This is a genomic window from Bradyrhizobium sp. SZCCT0153 (assembly GCF_018129995.1).
Lineage (GTDB): Bacteria > Pseudomonadota > Alphaproteobacteria > Rhizobiales > Xanthobacteraceae > Bradyrhizobium > Bradyrhizobium japonicum_G.
Map to the genome: position 1 here is coordinate 571,361 of NZ_JAFCKS010000005.1, position 16,506 is coordinate 587,866.

15 protein-coding genes are annotated in these 16,506 nt (G+C 66.2%); 2 read left to right on the forward strand and 13 right to left on the reverse strand.

Annotated elements, in window-relative coordinates; genetic code table 11:
• Positions 1 to 5 precede the first annotated feature (5 nt).
• The 8 genes from JQ572_RS24220 to flgB all read right to left on the reverse strand — a co-directional run bounded on the left by JQ572_RS24220 (position 6) and on the right by flgB (position 7,464).
• The gene (locus JQ572_RS24220; protein ID WP_211385320.1) at positions 6 to 1,013 is read right to left on the reverse strand and encodes a Tim44 domain-containing protein; all 1,008 of its coding nucleotides are present in this window, start codon (positions 1,011 to 1,013) and stop codon (positions 6 to 8) included.
• Between the two features lie 238 nt (positions 1,014 to 1,251).
• The gene (gene cckA / locus JQ572_RS24225) at positions 1,252 to 3,831 is read right to left on the reverse strand and encodes a cell cycle histidine kinase CckA (protein ID WP_211385321.1); all 2,580 of its coding nucleotides are present in this window, start codon (positions 3,829 to 3,831) and stop codon (positions 1,252 to 1,254) included.
• A 154-nt stretch (positions 3,832 to 3,985) separates the two neighbouring features.
• Positions 3,986 to 5,065: a flagellar biosynthesis protein FlhB gene (gene flhB / locus JQ572_RS24230; RefSeq protein ID WP_211385322.1), complete on the reverse strand. Its 1,080-nt coding sequence runs from the start codon at positions 5,063 to 5,065 to the stop codon at positions 3,986 to 3,988.
• Between the two features lie 11 nt (positions 5,066 to 5,076).
• A complete protein-coding gene (gene fliR, locus JQ572_RS24235; RefSeq protein ID WP_211385323.1) occupies positions 5,077 to 5,847 on the reverse strand; it encodes a flagellar biosynthetic protein FliR in 771 nt (256 codons plus the stop codon).
• A gap of 17 nt (positions 5,848 to 5,864) precedes the next feature.
• A complete protein-coding gene (gene fliQ, locus JQ572_RS24240) occupies positions 5,865 to 6,128 on the reverse strand; it encodes a flagellar biosynthesis protein FliQ (protein ID WP_018321865.1) in 264 nt (87 codons plus the stop codon).
• Positions 6,129 to 6,293: 165 nt separating this feature from the next.
• Entirely contained in the window at positions 6,294 to 6,602 is a 309-nt protein-coding gene (fliE, locus tag JQ572_RS24245) for a flagellar hook-basal body complex protein FliE (RefSeq protein WP_211385324.1), read from the reverse strand.
• 16 nt (positions 6,603 to 6,618) lie between these two features.
• Positions 6,619 to 7,044, reverse strand: a complete 426-nt coding sequence (gene flgC, locus JQ572_RS24250; RefSeq protein WP_211385325.1) for a flagellar basal body rod protein FlgC — start codon at positions 7,042 to 7,044, stop codon at positions 6,619 to 6,621.
• Between the two features lie 15 nt (positions 7,045 to 7,059).
• Positions 7,060 to 7,464 (reverse strand): flagellar basal body rod protein FlgB, encoded by a 405-nt coding sequence (flgB, locus tag JQ572_RS24255; RefSeq protein ID WP_211385326.1) that lies wholly within the window; start codon positions 7,462 to 7,464, stop codon positions 7,060 to 7,062.
• Positions 7,465 to 7,811: 347 nt separating this feature from the next.
• Between flgB and JQ572_RS24260 the strand changes: the two genes are divergently transcribed.
• Together JQ572_RS24260 and fliP are read left to right on the forward strand one after the other, a co-directional pair.
• The gene (locus JQ572_RS24260; RefSeq protein ID WP_211385327.1) at positions 7,812 to 8,786 is read left to right on the forward strand and encodes a flagellar biosynthetic protein FliO; all 975 of its coding nucleotides are present in this window, start codon (positions 7,812 to 7,814) and stop codon (positions 8,784 to 8,786) included.
• Complete coding sequence (gene fliP / locus JQ572_RS24265; RefSeq protein ID WP_211385328.1) at positions 8,783 to 9,538, forward strand: flagellar type III secretion system pore protein FliP; 756 nt, start codon at positions 8,783 to 8,785, stop codon at positions 9,536 to 9,538. The genes JQ572_RS24260 and fliP overlap by 4 nt, the downstream gene beginning before the upstream one ends.
• Positions 9,539 to 9,629: 91 nt before the next feature.
• Here the strand turns inward: fliP and JQ572_RS24270 are convergent, their stop codons facing one another.
• The 5 genes from JQ572_RS24270 to fliL all read right to left on the reverse strand — a co-directional run bounded on the left by JQ572_RS24270 (position 9,630) and on the right by fliL (position 16,424).
• Positions 9,630 to 13,388 carry a tetratricopeptide repeat protein gene (locus JQ572_RS24270; protein WP_211385329.1) on the reverse strand — a complete coding sequence of 1,253 codons (3,759 nt, stop codon included), beginning with the start codon at positions 13,386 to 13,388 and terminating at the stop codon, positions 9,630 to 9,632.
• 102 nt (positions 13,389 to 13,490) lie between these two features.
• A complete protein-coding gene (locus JQ572_RS24275) occupies positions 13,491 to 14,249 on the reverse strand; it encodes a MotE family protein (protein WP_211385330.1) in 759 nt (252 codons plus the stop codon).
• A 9-nt stretch (positions 14,250 to 14,258) separates the two neighbouring features.
• Positions 14,259 to 14,705: a DUF6468 domain-containing protein gene (locus JQ572_RS24280; protein ID WP_211385331.1), complete on the reverse strand. Its 447-nt coding sequence runs from the start codon at positions 14,703 to 14,705 to the stop codon at positions 14,259 to 14,261.
• A complete protein-coding gene (fliM, locus tag JQ572_RS24285) occupies positions 14,702 to 15,904 on the reverse strand; it encodes a flagellar motor switch protein FliM (RefSeq protein WP_211385332.1) in 1,203 nt (400 codons plus the stop codon). Before fliM ends, JQ572_RS24280 begins: the two co-directional genes overlap by 4 nt.
• Before the next feature lie 19 nt (positions 15,905 to 15,923).
• Entirely contained in the window at positions 15,924 to 16,424 is a 501-nt protein-coding gene (gene fliL, locus JQ572_RS24290; RefSeq protein ID WP_211385333.1) for a flagellar basal body-associated protein FliL, read from the reverse strand.
• Between the last annotated feature and the right edge of the window lie 82 nt (positions 16,425 to 16,506).

Genomic DNA, 16,506 nt, shown 5'->3' on the forward strand with positions numbered 1-16,506 from the left:
CGCGATCAGTTGGTCTGCTGGATCGCCGACAATTCCCAACTGCCGTTCGGACGGCGGGCGAAGGTCCAGACTTCGGTGGCCTCACCCGGCTGTTCGCTGCCGGCGACAACCGCGCCGGTAGTGCGGTCGAGCGTCTTGTCGGTGAGCGCAAAGCGCAGTGCCACCGTGGCGTAGTCGGTCTCGCCTTCACGCCAGGCTTCCGCGAGGTCGCCCTGCAGCAGCTTCACGTCGGTGACCTTGTTGACGACGTTGCGCGAGCGGTTCTGGCCGAGATCCTGCTCGAAATAGGAGACCATCTCCGGCGTCGCCAGCGTGTGCAGCTTGGCCACGTCCTCGTTCGACCAGGCGGCCTGGACATCGCCTAGCAGACGCTCGAACGCCTCATAGTCGCCGGGCTTGATCTCGAGCGGCGCGTTGTTGGCGGCGCCGAAGCCGAAGCCACCTAGTCCGCCGCCACCGAGGCCGCTGCGATAGTTCGGCTGCGGTCCCGGACCGGTACCGGCATCAGCGTTGGCATAGGCCGCCTGCGGCGTGTGGCGGCGCTGCCACCACGACATCGCCAGCCGCACCACGACCACCACCAGCACGATCTGAATGATCAGGCCGAGGATCGACGACAGGCCGCCGAGACCGCCGAACAGGCCGCCACCGAACAGCATGCCGAGCAGGCCTGCACCGAGGAAGCCGGCCGCAAGGCCGCCCAGGAAACCGCCGCCGCGGCCGAACAGGCCGCCGCGTGCGGGCGCGGTCGCAGCCGAGTTCATGCCTGCACCCGGCTGGGTGTAGGTGCGGTTGAACTGCGAGGTCGAGCCCGGCGCGGTCGTGGTCGACGGGGGCGCCGAATAGGTGCGCGAGCCGCGCGAACCCGACGACATGCCGCCACCGACGCGCGCGTCAGCAGACGAGATCGCCAGCGCAGTCGGCAGCGCAAGCGCCAGCACGACGGCAATCGTCTTGAAGAGACTGCGGGAGCGTTGCGAGAAATTCATGTTCGTTTCCCAAATCCCCGGCATGGGGACGTGTCCTTAACATGGGCAGACTTCCCGAAAAAGGAAGACGGTTTCGGAACCTATGGCTGCGGCCCTCAGTCGCGGGGATGTGGCAAAAGCCCATATTTGACGGGGGGTTGGCCGGGTGTCTCGGGGAACCACGGTCGCGGGGTACCGGCGGGTATTAGGGCCGATTTTCCGCGTTTTGCTCGTCGTTGCGAGGAGCCATTGCAATGACGGAGAACGTGGAGAGCACGCGCCCTCACCCCACCTTCGCCATCGTCTCCTTCACCGCCGCCACGAGCTGGCTCAGCGTGAACGGTTTTGGCAGGAAGTCGAACTGCTGGCCTTCGGGCAGGCTCTTCTCGAACGCGTCCTCGGCGTAGCCGGAGACGAAGATGAACTTGATGTCGGGATTCTTCTCGCGCATCGCCTTGAGCAGCGTCGGGCCGTCCATCTCCGGCATCACGACGTCGGAGACGACGAGATCGATTCCGCCGCTCTGCTCTTCCAGCATCTCCATGGCCTCGACGCCGTTCTCGGCCTCGACCACGGTGTAGCCGCGCGAGCGCAGGCCGCGTGCGTTGAGGGCGCGAAGACCCTCTTCGTCCTCGACCAGCAGGATGGTGCCCTGTCCGGTGAGATCGGTGCGGGGCTTGGCTTCCGCAGGCGCGGTTTCCTTCGCGGCACCATTGCCGGCACTGGCGACAGCGGCGGGCTGCTCGACCTGCACGTCAGGCTCGGCGTGATGGCGCGGCAGGAAGATGTGGAACGAGGTGCCCTGCCCGGGCTCTGAATCGACGTAGATGAAGCCGCCGGTCTGCTTGACGATGCCGTAGACGGTCGAGAGCCCGAGGCCGGTGCCCTTGCCGACTTCCTTGGTCGAGAAGAACGGCTCGAATATCTTGTCGCGGATGTCGGCGGGGATGCCGGTGCCGGTGTCGGCGACCTCGATCCGCACGTAGTCGGCGGCCGGCATGCCCTTGTAGGCGAGCCTGGCGGCTTCTTCGGCGGTGACGTTGGCGGTGCGGATGATCAGCTTGCCGCCGTCGGGCATGGCGTCGCGCGCGTTGACCGCGAGGTTGACGATCACCTGCTCGAACTGGGAGACGTCGACCTTCACCGGCCAGAGATCGCGGCCATGGATGGTCTCGTGCTTGACTTTCTCGCCGATCAGCCGGCGCAGCAGCATGGCGAGATCGGACAGCGCGTCGCCGAGGTCGAGCACCTGCGGCCGCAGCGTCTGCCGCCGCGAGAACGCGAGCAGCTGCCGCACCAGCGTGGCGGCGCGCGTCGCGTTCTGCTTGATCTGCATGATGTCCTGGAAGGACGGATCGGTCGGCTTGTGCGCGTTCAGCAGGAAGTCGTTCGCCATCATGATGGCGGAGAGCACGTTGTTGAAGTCGTGAGCGATGCCGCCGGCGAGCTGACCGACCGTCTCCATCTTCTGCGACTGGTTGATCTGGTTCTCCAGCGCGCGCCGCTCGGTGGTCTCGAGCATGTGCACGATGGCGGCTTCCGCCTCGTTCTCTGCCGCATCGACCGGCGTGACGAAGAATTGGCCCCAGCGCTCCTTGGTCCCTTCGAGCGCCACTTCGACCGGCGCGACGTCGGCCTGGCCCTCGGCGGCCTGGTTGATCGCCGCGATCAAGAGATGCCGGTCGCGCGAGCTGACCGCGCGGAAGATGGACTTGCCGGCGCTGTCGAGGCCCAGCGCCTGTCCGAGCTTGGCGTAGCGCGCATTGGCGCGCACGACATTGCCGCCGCGGTCGACGGTCGCGATCGCCATCGGCGTGTGGTCGAAGAAGCGCATGAAGCGCACTTCGGCAGCGCGGTCCGGATCGCTGCGCTCGTCGCGGGCACGGCTGATGACGAGCGTGCGCGACGGCCCCGGCGCGCCGTCGGCGCCGAAGGCGAGCTTGTGATAGAGCCGCACCGGCATGGTCTTGCCGGTGCGCATGCGCAAGTCGATGTCGAAGACCTCGGTCTTTACCTCGCCCGGCACCGCCACGATCGAGGTGAGCAGCGAGGCGCCGTCGCCGGAGACGATGTCGGTGAGCTTGAGCCCGCCCGAGCCGATCTCGGCGAGGTCGTAGTCGAGCCAGTTCGCCAGCGTCGCGTTGACATAGGCGAGCTCCCCGGCCGGATTGACCGAGAAGAAACCGCAAGGCGCGTGATCGAGATATTCGATCGCGTGCTGGAGCTCCTGGAACACGTCCTCCTGGCGCTCGCGGTCGCGGGTGATGTCGGCGATCGACCACACCGCGTATTTCGCCTCGCGCTTGCCGGTGCCGAGCGGGCGCACGCGCATGCGCAGCCAGCGGCCCTGGCTGCCGTCCTGGCCTGAGATGCGCACCTCTTCCTGCTGCCGCTTGCCTTCGCGCGCAGCTTTCAGCAGGCGAAACACCGCTTCGGAGACGTCGGGATTGCCGATGAAGACGCGCTCCACGGGGCGCACGTCCTGCGGGCCCGTGGCGCCGGTCAGCGTCAGATAGGCCGCATTGGAATAGACCACATGGCCGCGCGGATCGGTCACGGCCAGGCCGTCGAAGGCGTGGTCGGCGATGCGCCCCATCACGGGATCGTCGAGATTGCGGTCGACGAAGCGGATGATGCCGGCGGCGAAGGCGAACAGGTTGAACAGGCCGACCATCGCGAGCACGGCGAGGATGCCCAGGATGTAGGGCTGCGCCTGCGCGCGCCCGAGCGTCATCAGCCCGACGGCGACGGCGACGAGGCCGGCGGCCACCAGCAGCACCAGCGCAATGCTGCCCGAGCGCGGCGACGGCTCGTGCGCCGCAACGGGGTCTCGCGTGAGGTCGTGGTCGGTCTCGGCAGTCATCTCAAGCTGGCGCAGCCTGTCGGCAGAGAATCAACGCGCTACGGCGCGCGCAGGGTCCTCCCTGCCTCAATCGGACCCGCAGGCGCAAGGGCAGCAGGGGCGAAACGTACGCTGATTCCCAGATTACGGCCATTTCCGGTATTTTTCGTGGGTTTTATTGTCGGCCAGCCCCGAATCCGCGCTTCAGACGCATGACGTAGCCGATGACTTCGGCAACCGCATGGTAGTGCTCGGTCGGAATTTCCTGGTCGATCTCGACGGTGGCGTAGAGCGCGCGGGCCAGCGGCACGTTCTCGACGATGGGGATGTCGTGCGCGCGCGCGATCTCCCGGATCTTGAAGGCGAGATTGTCGACGCCCTTGGCGACGCAGATCGGCGCCGACATGCCGCGCTCGTAGGACAGCGCAATCGAATAGTGGGTCGGGTTGGTGATGATCACGGCGGCCTTGGGAACCGCCGCCATCATGCGCTTCTTGGAGCGCTGCTGGCGGAGTTGCCTGAGCTTGCCCTTGATGTGGGGGTCGCCTTCGGACTGCTTGAACTCTTCCTTGATCTCCTGGAGCGACATCTTCTGCCGCTGGAACCAGCTGCGATACTGGAAGAAATAGTCGCCAATGGCGATGATCGCGAGCGCCGCGACCACGGCGCCGAGCAGGTGGATGGTCAAGCTGGTGCTGGCGCCGAGCATGGCGGCCGGATCGAGCTTGACCATCGCCTCCATGCGATGCCGCTCCGGCCACAGGATCGTGGTCATGACCGCGCCGAGCACGATCAGCTTGCCGAGACCCTTGAGGAAGTTCGCCGCCGCCTGCTTGCCGAAGATGCGCTTGAGGCCTTCGGCTGGCGACAGCTTGCTGAATTTGGGCTTCAGGGATTCGGCCGACCAGACCAGGCGGTGCTGGAGCAAGTTGCCGGCAATGGCCGCCAGCACCAGCATCAAGAGGGGCACGCCGACCGCCGCGAGCACGGCGACTTCGATCTGCTGCATCAGCGCGAGCAGGGCCCGGCCGTCGGTCTTGATCATCCAGGAATTGGCAAGCAGGTTGCGCATCGGCGTCACCAGCCCGCTGCCGACCGATCCCGAGAAGCTCGAGACCACGAGCGTGCCGCCGGCGATCATGAACCAGGTGTTGATCTCCTGGCTCTTGGCGACGTCACCGCGTTCGAGCGCGTCTTCGAGACGTTTTTGCGTCGGGTCTTCTGTTTGACTCTCGGGATCGTTGTCTTCCGCCATCGATCACCTTGTCACTTGAGCGGCATCATCTGGTGCATGACACCGATGAAATAGTCGAGATACGTGCCCATCATCGCTGTGAGCACCACCGCGAGCACCACGAAGCCCACGAAGATCGACAGCGGCACGCCGACGAAATAGACCTGCATTTGCGGCATCAGCCGCGCCAGCACGCCGAGCCCGATGTTGAAGACGAGACCGAACACCAGGAACGGTCCGGACAGCTGCAAGCCCAGGCTGAAGGCGGCGGCGAAGGCGCGCGTCGCAAGCGAAGCGACGTCGGCGCTCGAGACGGTCTCGCCCGGCGAGAAGATCGCATAGCTGTCGTTCAGCGCCGCGATCACCAGATGATGGCTGTCGGTGGCGAACAGCAGCGTCACCCCCAGCATGGTCAGGAAGTTGCCGACCAGCACGCCCTGCTGTCCCTGCGTCGGATCGACCGAGGTGACGAAGCCGAGCCCCATCTGCTGCGCGATCACGGCACCTGCCACCTGGAGCGCCGAGAGCGTTACGCGCGCGGTCGCCCCCAGCACGATGCCGATCACGATCTCGTGCAGCATCATGACCAGCAGCGCCGCGATCGAGCCCATGTCGACATGATAGGCATTGCGATGCAGCGGTAGGATGATCAGCGTGAGCATCAGCGCGATCGACAGCTTGACCCGCGTCGGGATGTTGGTTTCGCCCAGGCCCGGCAGCAGCATCACCATCGCGCCGACCCGGGCGAAGGCGAGCATGAAGGAGGCGGCGAGCGCCGGAAGCAGCGAGACGTCGATGCGCATGGTGAGCGCATAGTGCCTCAGCCGCCGATGATTCGCGACGATATCCGCAGCATGTGGGCGTGGAGCGCATCGGCCATGAACGGCAAGGCCAACAGCATCGTGGCAAAGATGGCCAGAATCTTCGGCACGTAGATCAGCGTCTGCTCCTGGATCTGCGTCAGCGCCTGGAACAGCGACACGATCACGCCGACCACGAGGCCGACCACCATCAGGGGCGACGACACGATCACAATGGTCCAGATCGCATCGCGCGCGACGTCGAGGGTTTCAGGTCCGGTCATCTGCAGAATTCCTTATTCAACTTTCGTCCCCGCCACCTCGACGAGGGACAAACGCTTGCTGCCCCGTCATTGCGAGCGTAGCGAAGCAATCCAGACCGGTGCGTGCGAAAAGACTCTGGATTGCTTCGCTGCGCTCGCAATGACGATCGGGGCGAGCGCGAAAAATCAGATCGGCATCTTCATGATGTCTTCATAGGCGGCGATCACGCGGTCGCGGACCGAGACCAGCGTGGACACCGCGACGTCGGTGTCCGCGACCGCGGTCACCACGTCCATCACGTTGGCCTTGCCGGCGGCCATCGCCACCGTCTGCGCATCGGATTTGCGGCCGGACTCCATGACGCTGCCGACGGCGTCCTTCAGGAGCGAGGCGAAGGACTGCCCGTTCGGCTCGCTGCCCTTGCCGGCGCCGCTGTTCTCCAGCACGCGGGCGAGATTGGCATAGGCATTGGCGGCAATTGACGGTGATGCCATGGCTTAATTGTCCTGTTCAGCTCTTGAGGATGTCGAGGGTGCGCTGGATCATCCGGCGCGTCGCGCTGATGATGTTGAGATTGGCCTCGTAGGACCGTTGCGCGTCGCGCATGTCGGTCATCTCGACCACCGAGTTCACGTTCGGATATTTGACGTTGCCGGTCGCATCCGCGGCCGGATTGTTCGGCTCGTACTTGATTCGGAAACTGGACTGGTCGGGCTTGATCCTGCCGAGCGTGACGACCTGGGCGTCGAGCGTGCGGTCGAGCGCGGAAGAGAAGGTCGGCACCTTGCGGCGGTAGGGATCGCCGCCGGCGGTCTGCGACGTCGAATCCGCGTTCGCGATGTTCTCCGAGATCACCCGCATGCGCCCGGCCTGCGCCCGCAGACCGGAGGTCGCGATCGCCATCGAGCGGGCAAAGTCGCTGCTGTCATTCGCCATGATCTATCTCCAGCTCTAGCCCTTGCCGATCGCGGTCTTGAGCAGATGCAGGCTCTTCGAATAGAGCGAGGTCGCCGCCGCGTAGTCCATCTGGTTGCTCGCGGCCTTCATCATCTCCTCTTCGAGATTGACGGCGTTGCCCGCGGGGCGGGTTTCGAAGCCCGCATTCTTGTTCTGGTCGAATCCGGAGGCCGCGCCGGACGGTGTCATGTGGGAACCGCTGGTGAGGGTCAGCGCCAGGGGACCCATCGAACCCGTGACGGCGCCGGCCTTGTCCAGCTTCGGCTCGACGAGGTCGCGGGGCCGGAATTTGGGCGTGTCGGAATTGGAGACGTTCTCGGACAGGACGCGCTGGCGCTCCTGGTGCCACTGCATCTTGGTGCGTAGCGCGGACAGCACCGGAAGGTCGTTGATGGACATCGTTGCGGCTCCTTCGCCCTCTCGGACCATGTCCGAAGCTAGGCAGAATTTGCCGCGTGTATGGTTAACAGCTGGTTAAGGATGCTACAGGCACATGTCCCCCGCCGGGACAAGAATGCGCGCCCCGTGATTCTACGCCTTCAAAAGTGGCATTAACCCAACCGCTTGGGGGCACGTGCACAGGCCAAGAAGTCGTTTTGGATCGAGCGATTCATGGGTTATTAAGAGTTGGGGACGGCAAAACTTGCCGTGGGACGTTAAGAGATCGCAGTTTTGGGGCATCGTATGCCGGTGGTTGGGACGCCCGACCATAGGCACGAGAAAAGCGCCATTTGTCGGGGACAAGTATGCAAGGCAGCCCTATCACCTTCATCGTCGCATTCATCGTCGTTCTGGCGTTGATCGGCGTCGCTGCATGGCTGGTTCGCCGATTCGCCACCAGCCGGCTCGGCGCCAACACCCAGCGCGGCAGGATGCCCCGGCTCGCCGTGATCGATGCCGCCGCGGTCGACGGCCGGCGCCGCCTGGTGCTGGTCCGGCGTGACAATGTCGAGCATCTCCTGATGATCGGCGGCCCCACCGACATCGTCGTCGAGCCGAACATCGTGCGCGCAGCGCCCGGCCGCGACCAGCTCCCGCAGCGTTCCAATGCCGCCGAACCGCCGCGCCTCGCCCCCATGCCCGACGCCGGCGGTTGGGCCGACGAAGCGCCGCGTCCCGAGCTGCTCGATCATCCCGAGCCGCAAATGCCGGAGCCGCCCCAACGGCCCGCGCGCCCGTCGTTCGCCGAAGAAGTGCGCCGGCCCGCTCCCGCTTTGGCCGAACGTCGCAGCGAGCCGCCATTCGCCGGCTTTCCGCCCGATCCGATCGCACCGCGCCCCGAGCGCGAGCTGCGTCCCGAACCAATTCCGCCGCGCGTCGCCCGCAGCGAGCCGCCGCTGATGCCGCGCCCGCCACGCCAGAGCGAGCCGGTGAAAGTACCGCCGGTGCGCGCCGAGCGCGCAGCCGCGCCACCTCCTCCGCCGCCCGTGCCACAGGCTCCGCCCGTTCCGCCCCCGGCGCCCGCTCAGGCACCGTCGAGCGCCGAGCAGAATCTCGCCGAGATGGCGCAGCGGCTCGAAGCTGCGCTGCGCCGCCCCGCCAGCGAGACGGTTGCCCCTCCGGTCGCGCCGGAGCCGCCAGCCGGCCCTCCGCGCGTGGCCCGCAGCGAGCCGCCGGCACCGCCGGCGCCGCCCGCAAAGCCGGCCGCGGAAAAGACCAGCTTTGAAAATCTCGAAGACGAGATGGCCTCGCTGCTCGGCCGTCCGAAGCCGTCTTCGTGAGGCTGCCGGCCCTCCCGCGTAGAGTACTTTTTCTTTCTGTCCTGATCGGCGCGGCTTCGCTCGCGATGCCGGCGCATGCGCAGGACATCAGCATCAATCTCGGCGGTCAGGGCGGCGGCGGCGTCACCGAGCGCGCGATCCAGCTGATCGCGCTGCTCACGGTGCTGTCGATCGCGCCGTCGATCCTGATCATGATGACGTCGTTCACGCGCATCGTGGTCGTGCTGTCGCTGCTGCGCACCGCGATGGGCACGGCGACCGCCCCGCCGAATTCGGTGATCATCGCGCTGGCGATGTTCCTCACCTTCTTCGTGATGGGACCGGTCCTGCAAAAATCCTACGACGAAGGCATCCGTCCGCTCGTCGCCAACCAGCTTGGCGTCGAGGACGCGCTCCAGCGCGCTTCCGTCCCCTTGCGCGGCTTCATGCAGAAGAACGTGCGCGAGAAGGACCTCAAGCTGTTCCTGGATCTGTCCGGCGACCCGCCTCCCGCGACCCCGGACGAGCTCGCACTTCGCATCCTCGTTCCCGCCTTCATGATCTCCGAACTGAAACGCGCCTTCGAGATCGGCTTTCTCCTGTTCCTCCCCTTCCTCATCATCGACCTCGTCGTCGCTTCGGTGCTGATGTCGATGGGCATGATGATGCTGCCACCGGCAACGATCTCGCTGCCGTTCAAGCTGATTTTCTTCGTGCTGGTCGACGGCTGGTCGCTGGTGGCGGGGAGTCTGGTGCAGAGTTACGGGGGGTAGCACTCTCCCCATCATTGCGAGGCGCTGGCGACGAAGCACTCCAGACTGCCGCCGCCGAAGCACTCTGGGGGGCCCAGAGGCAGCAGGATTCCTATCGAGTCATCTTGATCTGCCGCACGACGGGGATCGTGGGCAGCGAGCCGGTGTGGTCGGCTTCGTCCTTGGCCTGCGGCGAGGCCGGCGCGCGGGCGCTGGCGTCGGGGAAACGCTGCTTCATCTCGCGCAGGAAGCCGTCGAGCGTGTCGACGCTGGCAGCCAGCTTGGCGATATCGGCGAATTCGGCGCTGGAGGCTCCGGTCGGCTTGCTCGCGATGTCGAAGGCGAGCCGATCGGCGCTCTCGCTCATCAGCGGCGCGTATTTCTCGCGGAAGCGCGACAGGCCGATCGAGTCGTCGGCCAGCGCATAGCCGACGGCGGCGCGGATGATGTCGCTCTTCTCCACCGCGTTGAGCGGCTTGAAATCGCGGAAACGGTCGCCGTAATAGAGCTCGATCTGCTCGGCGGATTCGCGCCAGCGCCGCGCCGCCCAGAAGATGTCGGAACGCAGGCGCAGCACCTCGCGCCCCGAGACGTTGGAGACGATGTCGAGCGCCAGATCGTGGCGGCCGACGTCGCTCTGCGCGCGGGCTTCCAGAAGCAGGCGCTGCTGCCTGAGCTCGCCGGAGAGGTCGCTGATGCGGCTCGCGCGCAGCGCCGTGATCGCCATGTCGGGTCTGCGGTTGGCGAGATAGATCATGGAGAGGCGCGCAGCCACCTGCGCCCGGGCTGCGCCTTCGAGGCGGTGGTCGACCTGGTACTGCAGGAGCTCGGCGGCCTGGTCGAGCAGGTCGATCGAGGCGAGACGGTCGGCGAGACGGCGGATCAGCTCGTCGCCGCGGCGGCCGATCGGCGTCAACTCGCGAAACTCGTAGAACATGCCGAGCGCTTCGACCGGCGGTAGTTCGTCGCCCTTGGGCCCCAGGAATATCTGGGCGAACAGGTCGGAGGCGAGGTCCTGTGCCTGGCGCGAGGCCTCGGCGTTCGGCTGCAGCCTTGTCGCGGTACGCGCCGCGGCGAGCGCGTCGCGGTAGCGCCCGTTCTCGGCATACATCTGCGACAGCATCTGGAGCGTCTTGACCTCGATCGAGTCGCCGCGCCAGGTCATCGACAGCGTCTCGAGCTCGCGCAGCGCGTCTTCCTTGCTGATTTCGTCGCGCTTCTGCCGCAGTGCGACCTCCAGCTGCTTGGCCTCGGCCGCAGCCGGCCGGTCGCTCGAGGCGACCGCGAACTTGTAGTCGTCGAGCGCGTCCTTGTCGTGGCCGAGCGCCTCGGCAAGCCTGCCACGCAGCACGGCGAAGCCGGGCCCGGCCTCGGGCGAGACGCCGACCACCTCGAGCTCGCTGCGGCGCTTGGAGGCGCCGGCGTAGTCCTTCACCTCGAGCGAAGCGCGCATCGCCTCCATCGTCACGATGCGCTGGATGTCGAGCGGCAGCGAGGCGATGGCGAATTCGACGTTCTTGAACTTCTCGCGCGCGTCCGCCCATTTGCCCTGGCGCGCATAGGCGAGTGCCTTCCAGAGCTGGGAATCGTGGCTGTTGCCGATCACGGGATTGGCGAGGTCCTTCAGGCCCTGCGCCGGCCGGCCGACCAGGATGCTCGCGATCGCATGCATGATCAGCGCACTGCTCTCCTCCTTGTTGAGGGGATCGCTCAGCATCAGTTCGGTCACGGCCTTGGCCTCGTGGTACATGGCGCGCGACATGTAGAATTGCGCAAGGTCGAGCCGCGGCAGCGAACGCAGCCCCGGCTCGACGTTGGAAATTGCCGTGATCAGCTCGCTCTGGCGCGCGATGAAGTTTTCCGACTGGCCCTTGCGCCAGCCTTCGGGGCTGAAGATCGGCCGCACTGCGGTCGGGGCGCGCTCGGCCGAGATGTCGACCGGCGACAGCGTCAGCCCGCCCTTCTTGCCCAGGATCACCTTGTCGGCACCGACCTCGACACCGATTTCGTCGGAGTTCGGCCGGATCGCGATGCCATGCGCGGATTCCAGCAGCGCGAGATCGACGAGGTCCTGCCGCTTGATGAAGCCGCGGACCGGCCGCTGCCCTGTGACGACATAGAGCGTGTCGCCGGCGTCGGGATCGGTGAGCTTGTGCAGAAGGCCCGGATTGGCGAAGGGGATCGCGATGTTGGCGAGCGCTGGGTCGGTGATGTTGCGCGACATCATCAGCGGCAGCGGCGTCGCCTGGATCTTGTCGGCGAGCGTGAGGAGCCAGTTGGTCTCCTTGCCGACCTCCTCGCTCGTCAACGAGTAGACCAGCGGCCGGGTGAGACGGATGCGCACCGCCTGTCCCTTGTCGAGCGGGATGCGGCCGACCTCGCCGATCATTGCCCCGCCCTTGGTGCGGATCGCCTCGACGTCGATCGGCTTCGGCGAGTCGAACACCAGCCAGATGGTATCGCCGCGGCGGAACGCCGCCGCAGGGGTTGAGACCTGAAGCGGGAACGTCACGCGCAGGCCGTCGCTGTCGCGGCGCGCATCGACGCTGGCCACGATCGGCTTCGGCATGGCCGGAGCCTCGGCTGGCGCCTTGGTGGCTTCCTTGGTGGCTTCCTTGACCGGTTCCGGCGTGGCTTCCTTCGCGGCCTCTTTGGGGGCTTCGACCACGGCAGGATTCATCGGCTTGACGGGAGCCATCGGCGCGGCGGCCTCTGCAGGCTTCGCGGCTTCCTTCAGGACTTCCTTGGGCGCTTCCGCAGCGGGCGCGGCCTCGGCCGCCGGAGCGGGCGCCGGCTTCGGCGCTTCAACGGACGGCATCGCAGCGGGCGCTTCCGGCTTTATCTCGGGCTTCGCTTCGACCTTGGCTTCACGCGCGATCGTCTCCGACGTCGGCGGCACGATCTCGCGATGGGCGTCCTTCGGCTTCTCGGCCGCCGGCTTTTCAGGCGCAGGCGCCGGTCCGTGGACGGCAGGCTTGGCCTGCGCGATCACCGCCTCGGGCGTCGCGGCCATTTTGCCCTTGTCCGGCTGGAAGGCGACATCGACGACGTAGTTCTTCTCGTCGCGGAAGGAGTGCACGTCGGAATCGCCGATCAGCGCGATCTCGACACTGGTCTGGTCGATGTCCGCCTTCTGCTTGATCGAGGCGACATTCGGCGGCGCCGCGACGACGGCGTCGGCCAGGTCGAAATTGAGATTGGCGTTGAAGGCGAGCGTGAGCTTCTGCTCGTTGAGCACGGAGGAGACGCCGACGCCGTCGGGCATCTCGAACACGAAGCGGACGAAGGTCGGCTGCACCGAGGCGCGCACGCGGATCTGCGGACGTTTCTTGCTCTCGGCCGCGGCGCGCTGGGCGCGCAGCGCGCGTTCGGCGACACGCGCGCGCTCGGCAAGTTCCTTGACCACGTCCATGGGCAGGCTCGGCGGCGACCCCTTCCAGCCCTCCGGCAAGAGGTCGATGAAGGTGCGCTCGCCGGCATTCATGGTGTTGACGGTGACGCGCCGCGCCAGCGACAGGCGGATGGCGCCCCCGTCGGGATCGCGGCGGGCGGAGTTGACGTAATCGGGCGCACCTTCCGGAACGCGGTCGACGGGAACATCGACCGGCCGGTCGAAGCGGATGATGAGGATGGAGCCGGCCGTCGTCACCTCGGAAGGCACATCCTCGCCGAGCTTGATCACCAGCCGGGCAAAGCCGCCGCTGGCCGAGAAACTCGCCTCACCCCGGATGGAATCGGCTGCCCGGGCAGGCGCACCGAAGCCGATCAGCAGGCAGGCCGCAAGCAGCGGCGCGCTCCGGACATGACGCGACAGCCCCCGCGCCAGGGCGCGGGCTCGCGACACAAATCCAGCGGCAGCCTCTTGCGCCATTGGCGGCATTTCTTCCGGTTCGACGGTCCATGCCGGCACTGACGCCGGCCCGTGCCGTCGATTGTAGGTTTTGCCAATTAAGGGCTTCTTAAGTATGAGCCCTCAATTCGGCTTTTGGGTCGGCTTGCCGTCGATCTTGGGCAGGTCGCTGGCCGAGGCGGACTGGTCGCCGCCATTGGCCCGGCGGGCCATTTCGACCGTCAGCCGCTCGGCAGCCTCCGGCGACATCAGCCCCATGATGTCCGACATCTTTCGCGGCGCGATCTGCGAGGCGATCTCGATCAGCACGCCCATCTCCAGACGGTCGAACACCCGCGCGGCATCCTTGGGCTTCATGCCCTCATACATGGTCACGAGGCCCTTCATGCGCTGGGCCTCGGCGGCCTTCTGCTCGGCCTGGGTCGCGGAGATGCGGGTTTCCACCGCCTTCATCTCCTCGACCTTGTTTTCGATGCGCTTCTCGGCGGATTTCAACAAGCTCTCGCGGATGTCGATCTCGCGCTGGCGGGCCTCGATCTCCTGGCGGCGCGACTGCAGGCGTTCCAGGATGGCGCGCTCGGAGGCCGAGACCTGCGGCTGGGCTTCCTCCACCTTGACCACGGTGCCTTCGGGCTTGGATTCGGGTGCGGCCGGCTTCGGCGCCTCCTTCGGCGCGCCATGGGTCGAGCCCGTGATATCGGGATCTTCGTGCCCGGTCGGGAAGTTCAGGTTTTCCTGCGCCCAGGATTTCTTGATCTGGCTCGGCTTGTAGTCGAAAACATAGCCGCCATTGATCACGAGGCCCGCGACCTTCAGCGTGGCAAGGCCCGCGACGGCAACCAGCACGACCGGAATGACACGAATGTTACGAAAGGACTTCATACCCTGACTTTATGCGGCAAGACCGTTGGATCGTCGGCGCTCGGAGAAGGCTTCGGCCGCAGCCGCCACCGCCTTCGCCGACGAAGGCTTGGCCGCGGGCGCGGCGACCGCTTCCGGGTCCGTCGCGGGGCGCGCGGCGATCGCGATCTTGGACAGGCGCCGCACCACGTTGTCGGCTTCGCCGAGCTGCTTGTAGAGCTGGTCGGACATCTGCGTCGCCGCCGCGAGCTGGCTGCCGAGGTTCTCGTTGACGTCGCGCACGGCGAGCTTCAGCCCGCCGATCGCGCGCTCGGCGATCTCGGTCGCGGTGATCAGCTCGCCGATGACGGCCTTCAGCGAATGCTCGTCCGCCTTCAGCCGCGTCAGCCGCTTGTTGAGCATGACGCAGTAGAAGATCGTCAGCATCAGCAGGATAGCCACCAGCGTCTCGATCGCCATTCCCAGGGAGTGGTTCATGGGGCCTCCATCATCTTGTTCTGCTCGTCCACCTTCTCGAACATCGCAAGTGTCGTACTTGGCTTGCGCAAGGGTTTCGTCACGCGGATGGCGACGCGGTCGCCGACCCGGCCCATCCGTCCCTCGGTCAGCGTGACGTCGCCGCAGCGCACGGTCACGTTGGCGTCCGCGCGCATGTCGAGCGGCAGCGTGTCGCCGACCTTGAGCCGCATCAGCTGCTTGAGCGGGATCTCGGCCTCGTAGAGCACGGCATCGACCGCGATCTCGGCCTGGTTGATCTCGGTGGCGAAATGGCCCTCCCAGATCGTGTCGCGGCCGAATTTTTCGCCCATGAACATCTGGAGCAGGACGCCCCGGATCGGCTCGATGGTCGCGTAAGGCAGCAGCAGCTCGATATTGCCGCCGCGATCTTCCATGTCGATGCGCAGGCGCACCAAGATCGCGGCGTTGGCAGGACGGCTGATCGCGGCGAAACGCGGGTTGGTCTCGAGCCGGTCGATCGTGAAGGTCACCGGCGAGAGCGGCCGGAACGCCTGCTCGGCGTCGGCCAGAACGACCTCGACCAGCCGCTTGACCAGCTCGGTCTCGATCGTGGTGTAGGGCCGGCCCTCGATGCGAAGCTGGCTCGCGCCGCGGCGCCCGCCGAGCAGCACGTCGATCATCGAGTAGATCAGGCTGGAATCGACCACCGCCATGCCGAAGTTTTCCCACTCCTCGGCCTTGAACACCGAGAGCACGGCCGGTAGCGGGATCGAGTTCATGTAGTCGCCGAAGCGCACCGAGGTGATGCGGTCGAGCGAGACTTCGACGTTGTCGGAGGTGAAATTGCGCAAGCTGGTCGTCAGCAACCGCACCAGGCGGTCGAAGACGATTTCGAGCATCGGCAGACGCTCGTAGGAGACCATCGCCGAATCGATGATGGCGCGAATGCCGGAATGGTCGTCCAGCGTGACGTCGCCGACCGTGAAGCCGAGGAGATTGTCGATCTCCTCCTGCGACAGCACCCGTTCGCCGGAATTCTTGCCGGCGCCGAGATCGCGGCTGCCGTCCTCGACCATGGCCGCCCATTGCAGGGCCATGGTCTCGGAGAGTTCGTTTTCGGCAGCAGCCTTCGCGGCCTCGGCGGGATCCTCGGAATCGAGCGAGGCCTCCCACTGGGCGGCAATTGCATCCTGGTCTGGTTGGTCGGTGCCTGCCATGATCCCTAGCCCGTCATGCTCACTGGATCACGACTTCCTTGAACAGCACCGCGCTGACCTGGACCGGCGCCACCGCCGCGTTGACGCGCTTGGTCAGCTCTTCCTTGAGGCGGAAGACGCCGGCGGAGCCGTTGAGGTCGGAGGAGCGCAGCTCGCGCACATAGGTCTGGAAGATGTCGGTGATGCGCGGCATCGTCGGCTTGATCGCCTCGATCTGCTTCTCTTCCTTCAGCTCCAGCACGATCTTGAGCTTGAGATATTGCACGCGCTCGCCCGGCGCGCCGGCGAGGTTGACCATGATGTCGGGAACGTCGACGAAGGCCGGCGGCTTCGGCGGAGGCGCCGCTTCGGCGTGATGCTCGTCGTCGCCGTGACGGAAGAAGAAGAACCAGGTCGCGGCACCGCCGCCGAGGACGGCGAGCAGACCGACGGCCATGATGATGAGCTTGAGCTTGTTCTTCGGCGGAGCGGCTTCCGCGCCTTCGGCGCCTGCGCCGCCTTCCGCTTCATTCTCTGCCATGGTCGCCGCGCTCGTTCATTTCTCAAAGGGATCGAAAGAGCGAAGCCTCCTGGCAGACAATGACGCGATACAAATGCCCCAG

Coding starts and splice junctions, on each gene's coding strand:
- JQ572_RS24220 (WP_211385320.1), bottom strand. CDS start 1,013: ATGCCGGGGATTTGGGAAACGAACATGAATTTCTCGCAACGCTCCCGC.
- cckA (WP_211385321.1), bottom strand. CDS start 3,831: ATGACTGCCGAGACCGACCACGACCTCACGCGAGACCCCGTTGCGGCG.
- flhB (WP_211385322.1), bottom strand. CDS start 5,065: ATGGCGGAAGACAACGATCCCGAGAGTCAAACAGAAGACCCGACGCAA.
- fliR (WP_211385323.1), bottom strand. CDS start 5,847: ATGCGCATCGACGTCTCGCTGCTTCCGGCGCTCGCCGCCTCCTTCATG.
- fliQ (WP_018321865.1), bottom strand. CDS start 6,128: ATGACCGGACCTGAAACCCTCGACGTCGCGCGCGATGCGATCTGGACC.
- fliE (WP_211385324.1), bottom strand. CDS start 6,602: ATGGCATCACCGTCAATTGCCGCCAATGCCTATGCCAATCTCGCCCGC.
- flgC (WP_211385325.1), bottom strand. CDS start 7,044: ATGGCGAATGACAGCAGCGACTTTGCCCGCTCGATGGCGATCGCGACC.
- flgB (WP_211385326.1), bottom strand. CDS start 7,464: ATGTCCATCAACGACCTTCCGGTGCTGTCCGCGCTACGCACCAAGATG.
- JQ572_RS24260 (WP_211385327.1), top strand. CDS start 7,812: ATGCAAGGCAGCCCTATCACCTTCATCGTCGCATTCATCGTCGTTCTG.
- JQ572_RS24270 (WP_211385329.1), bottom strand. CDS start 13,388: ATGGCGCAAGAGGCTGCCGCTGGATTTGTGTCGCGAGCCCGCGCCCTG.
- JQ572_RS24275 (WP_211385330.1), bottom strand. CDS start 14,249: ATGAAGTCCTTTCGTAACATTCGTGTCATTCCGGTCGTGCTGGTTGCC.
- JQ572_RS24280 (WP_211385331.1), bottom strand. CDS start 14,705: ATGAACCACTCCCTGGGAATGGCGATCGAGACGCTGGTGGCTATCCTG.
- fliM (WP_211385332.1), bottom strand. CDS start 15,904: ATGGCAGGCACCGACCAACCAGACCAGGATGCAATTGCCGCCCAGTGG.
- fliL (WP_211385333.1), bottom strand. CDS start 16,424: ATGGCAGAGAATGAAGCGGAAGGCGGCGCAGGCGCCGAAGGCGCGGAA.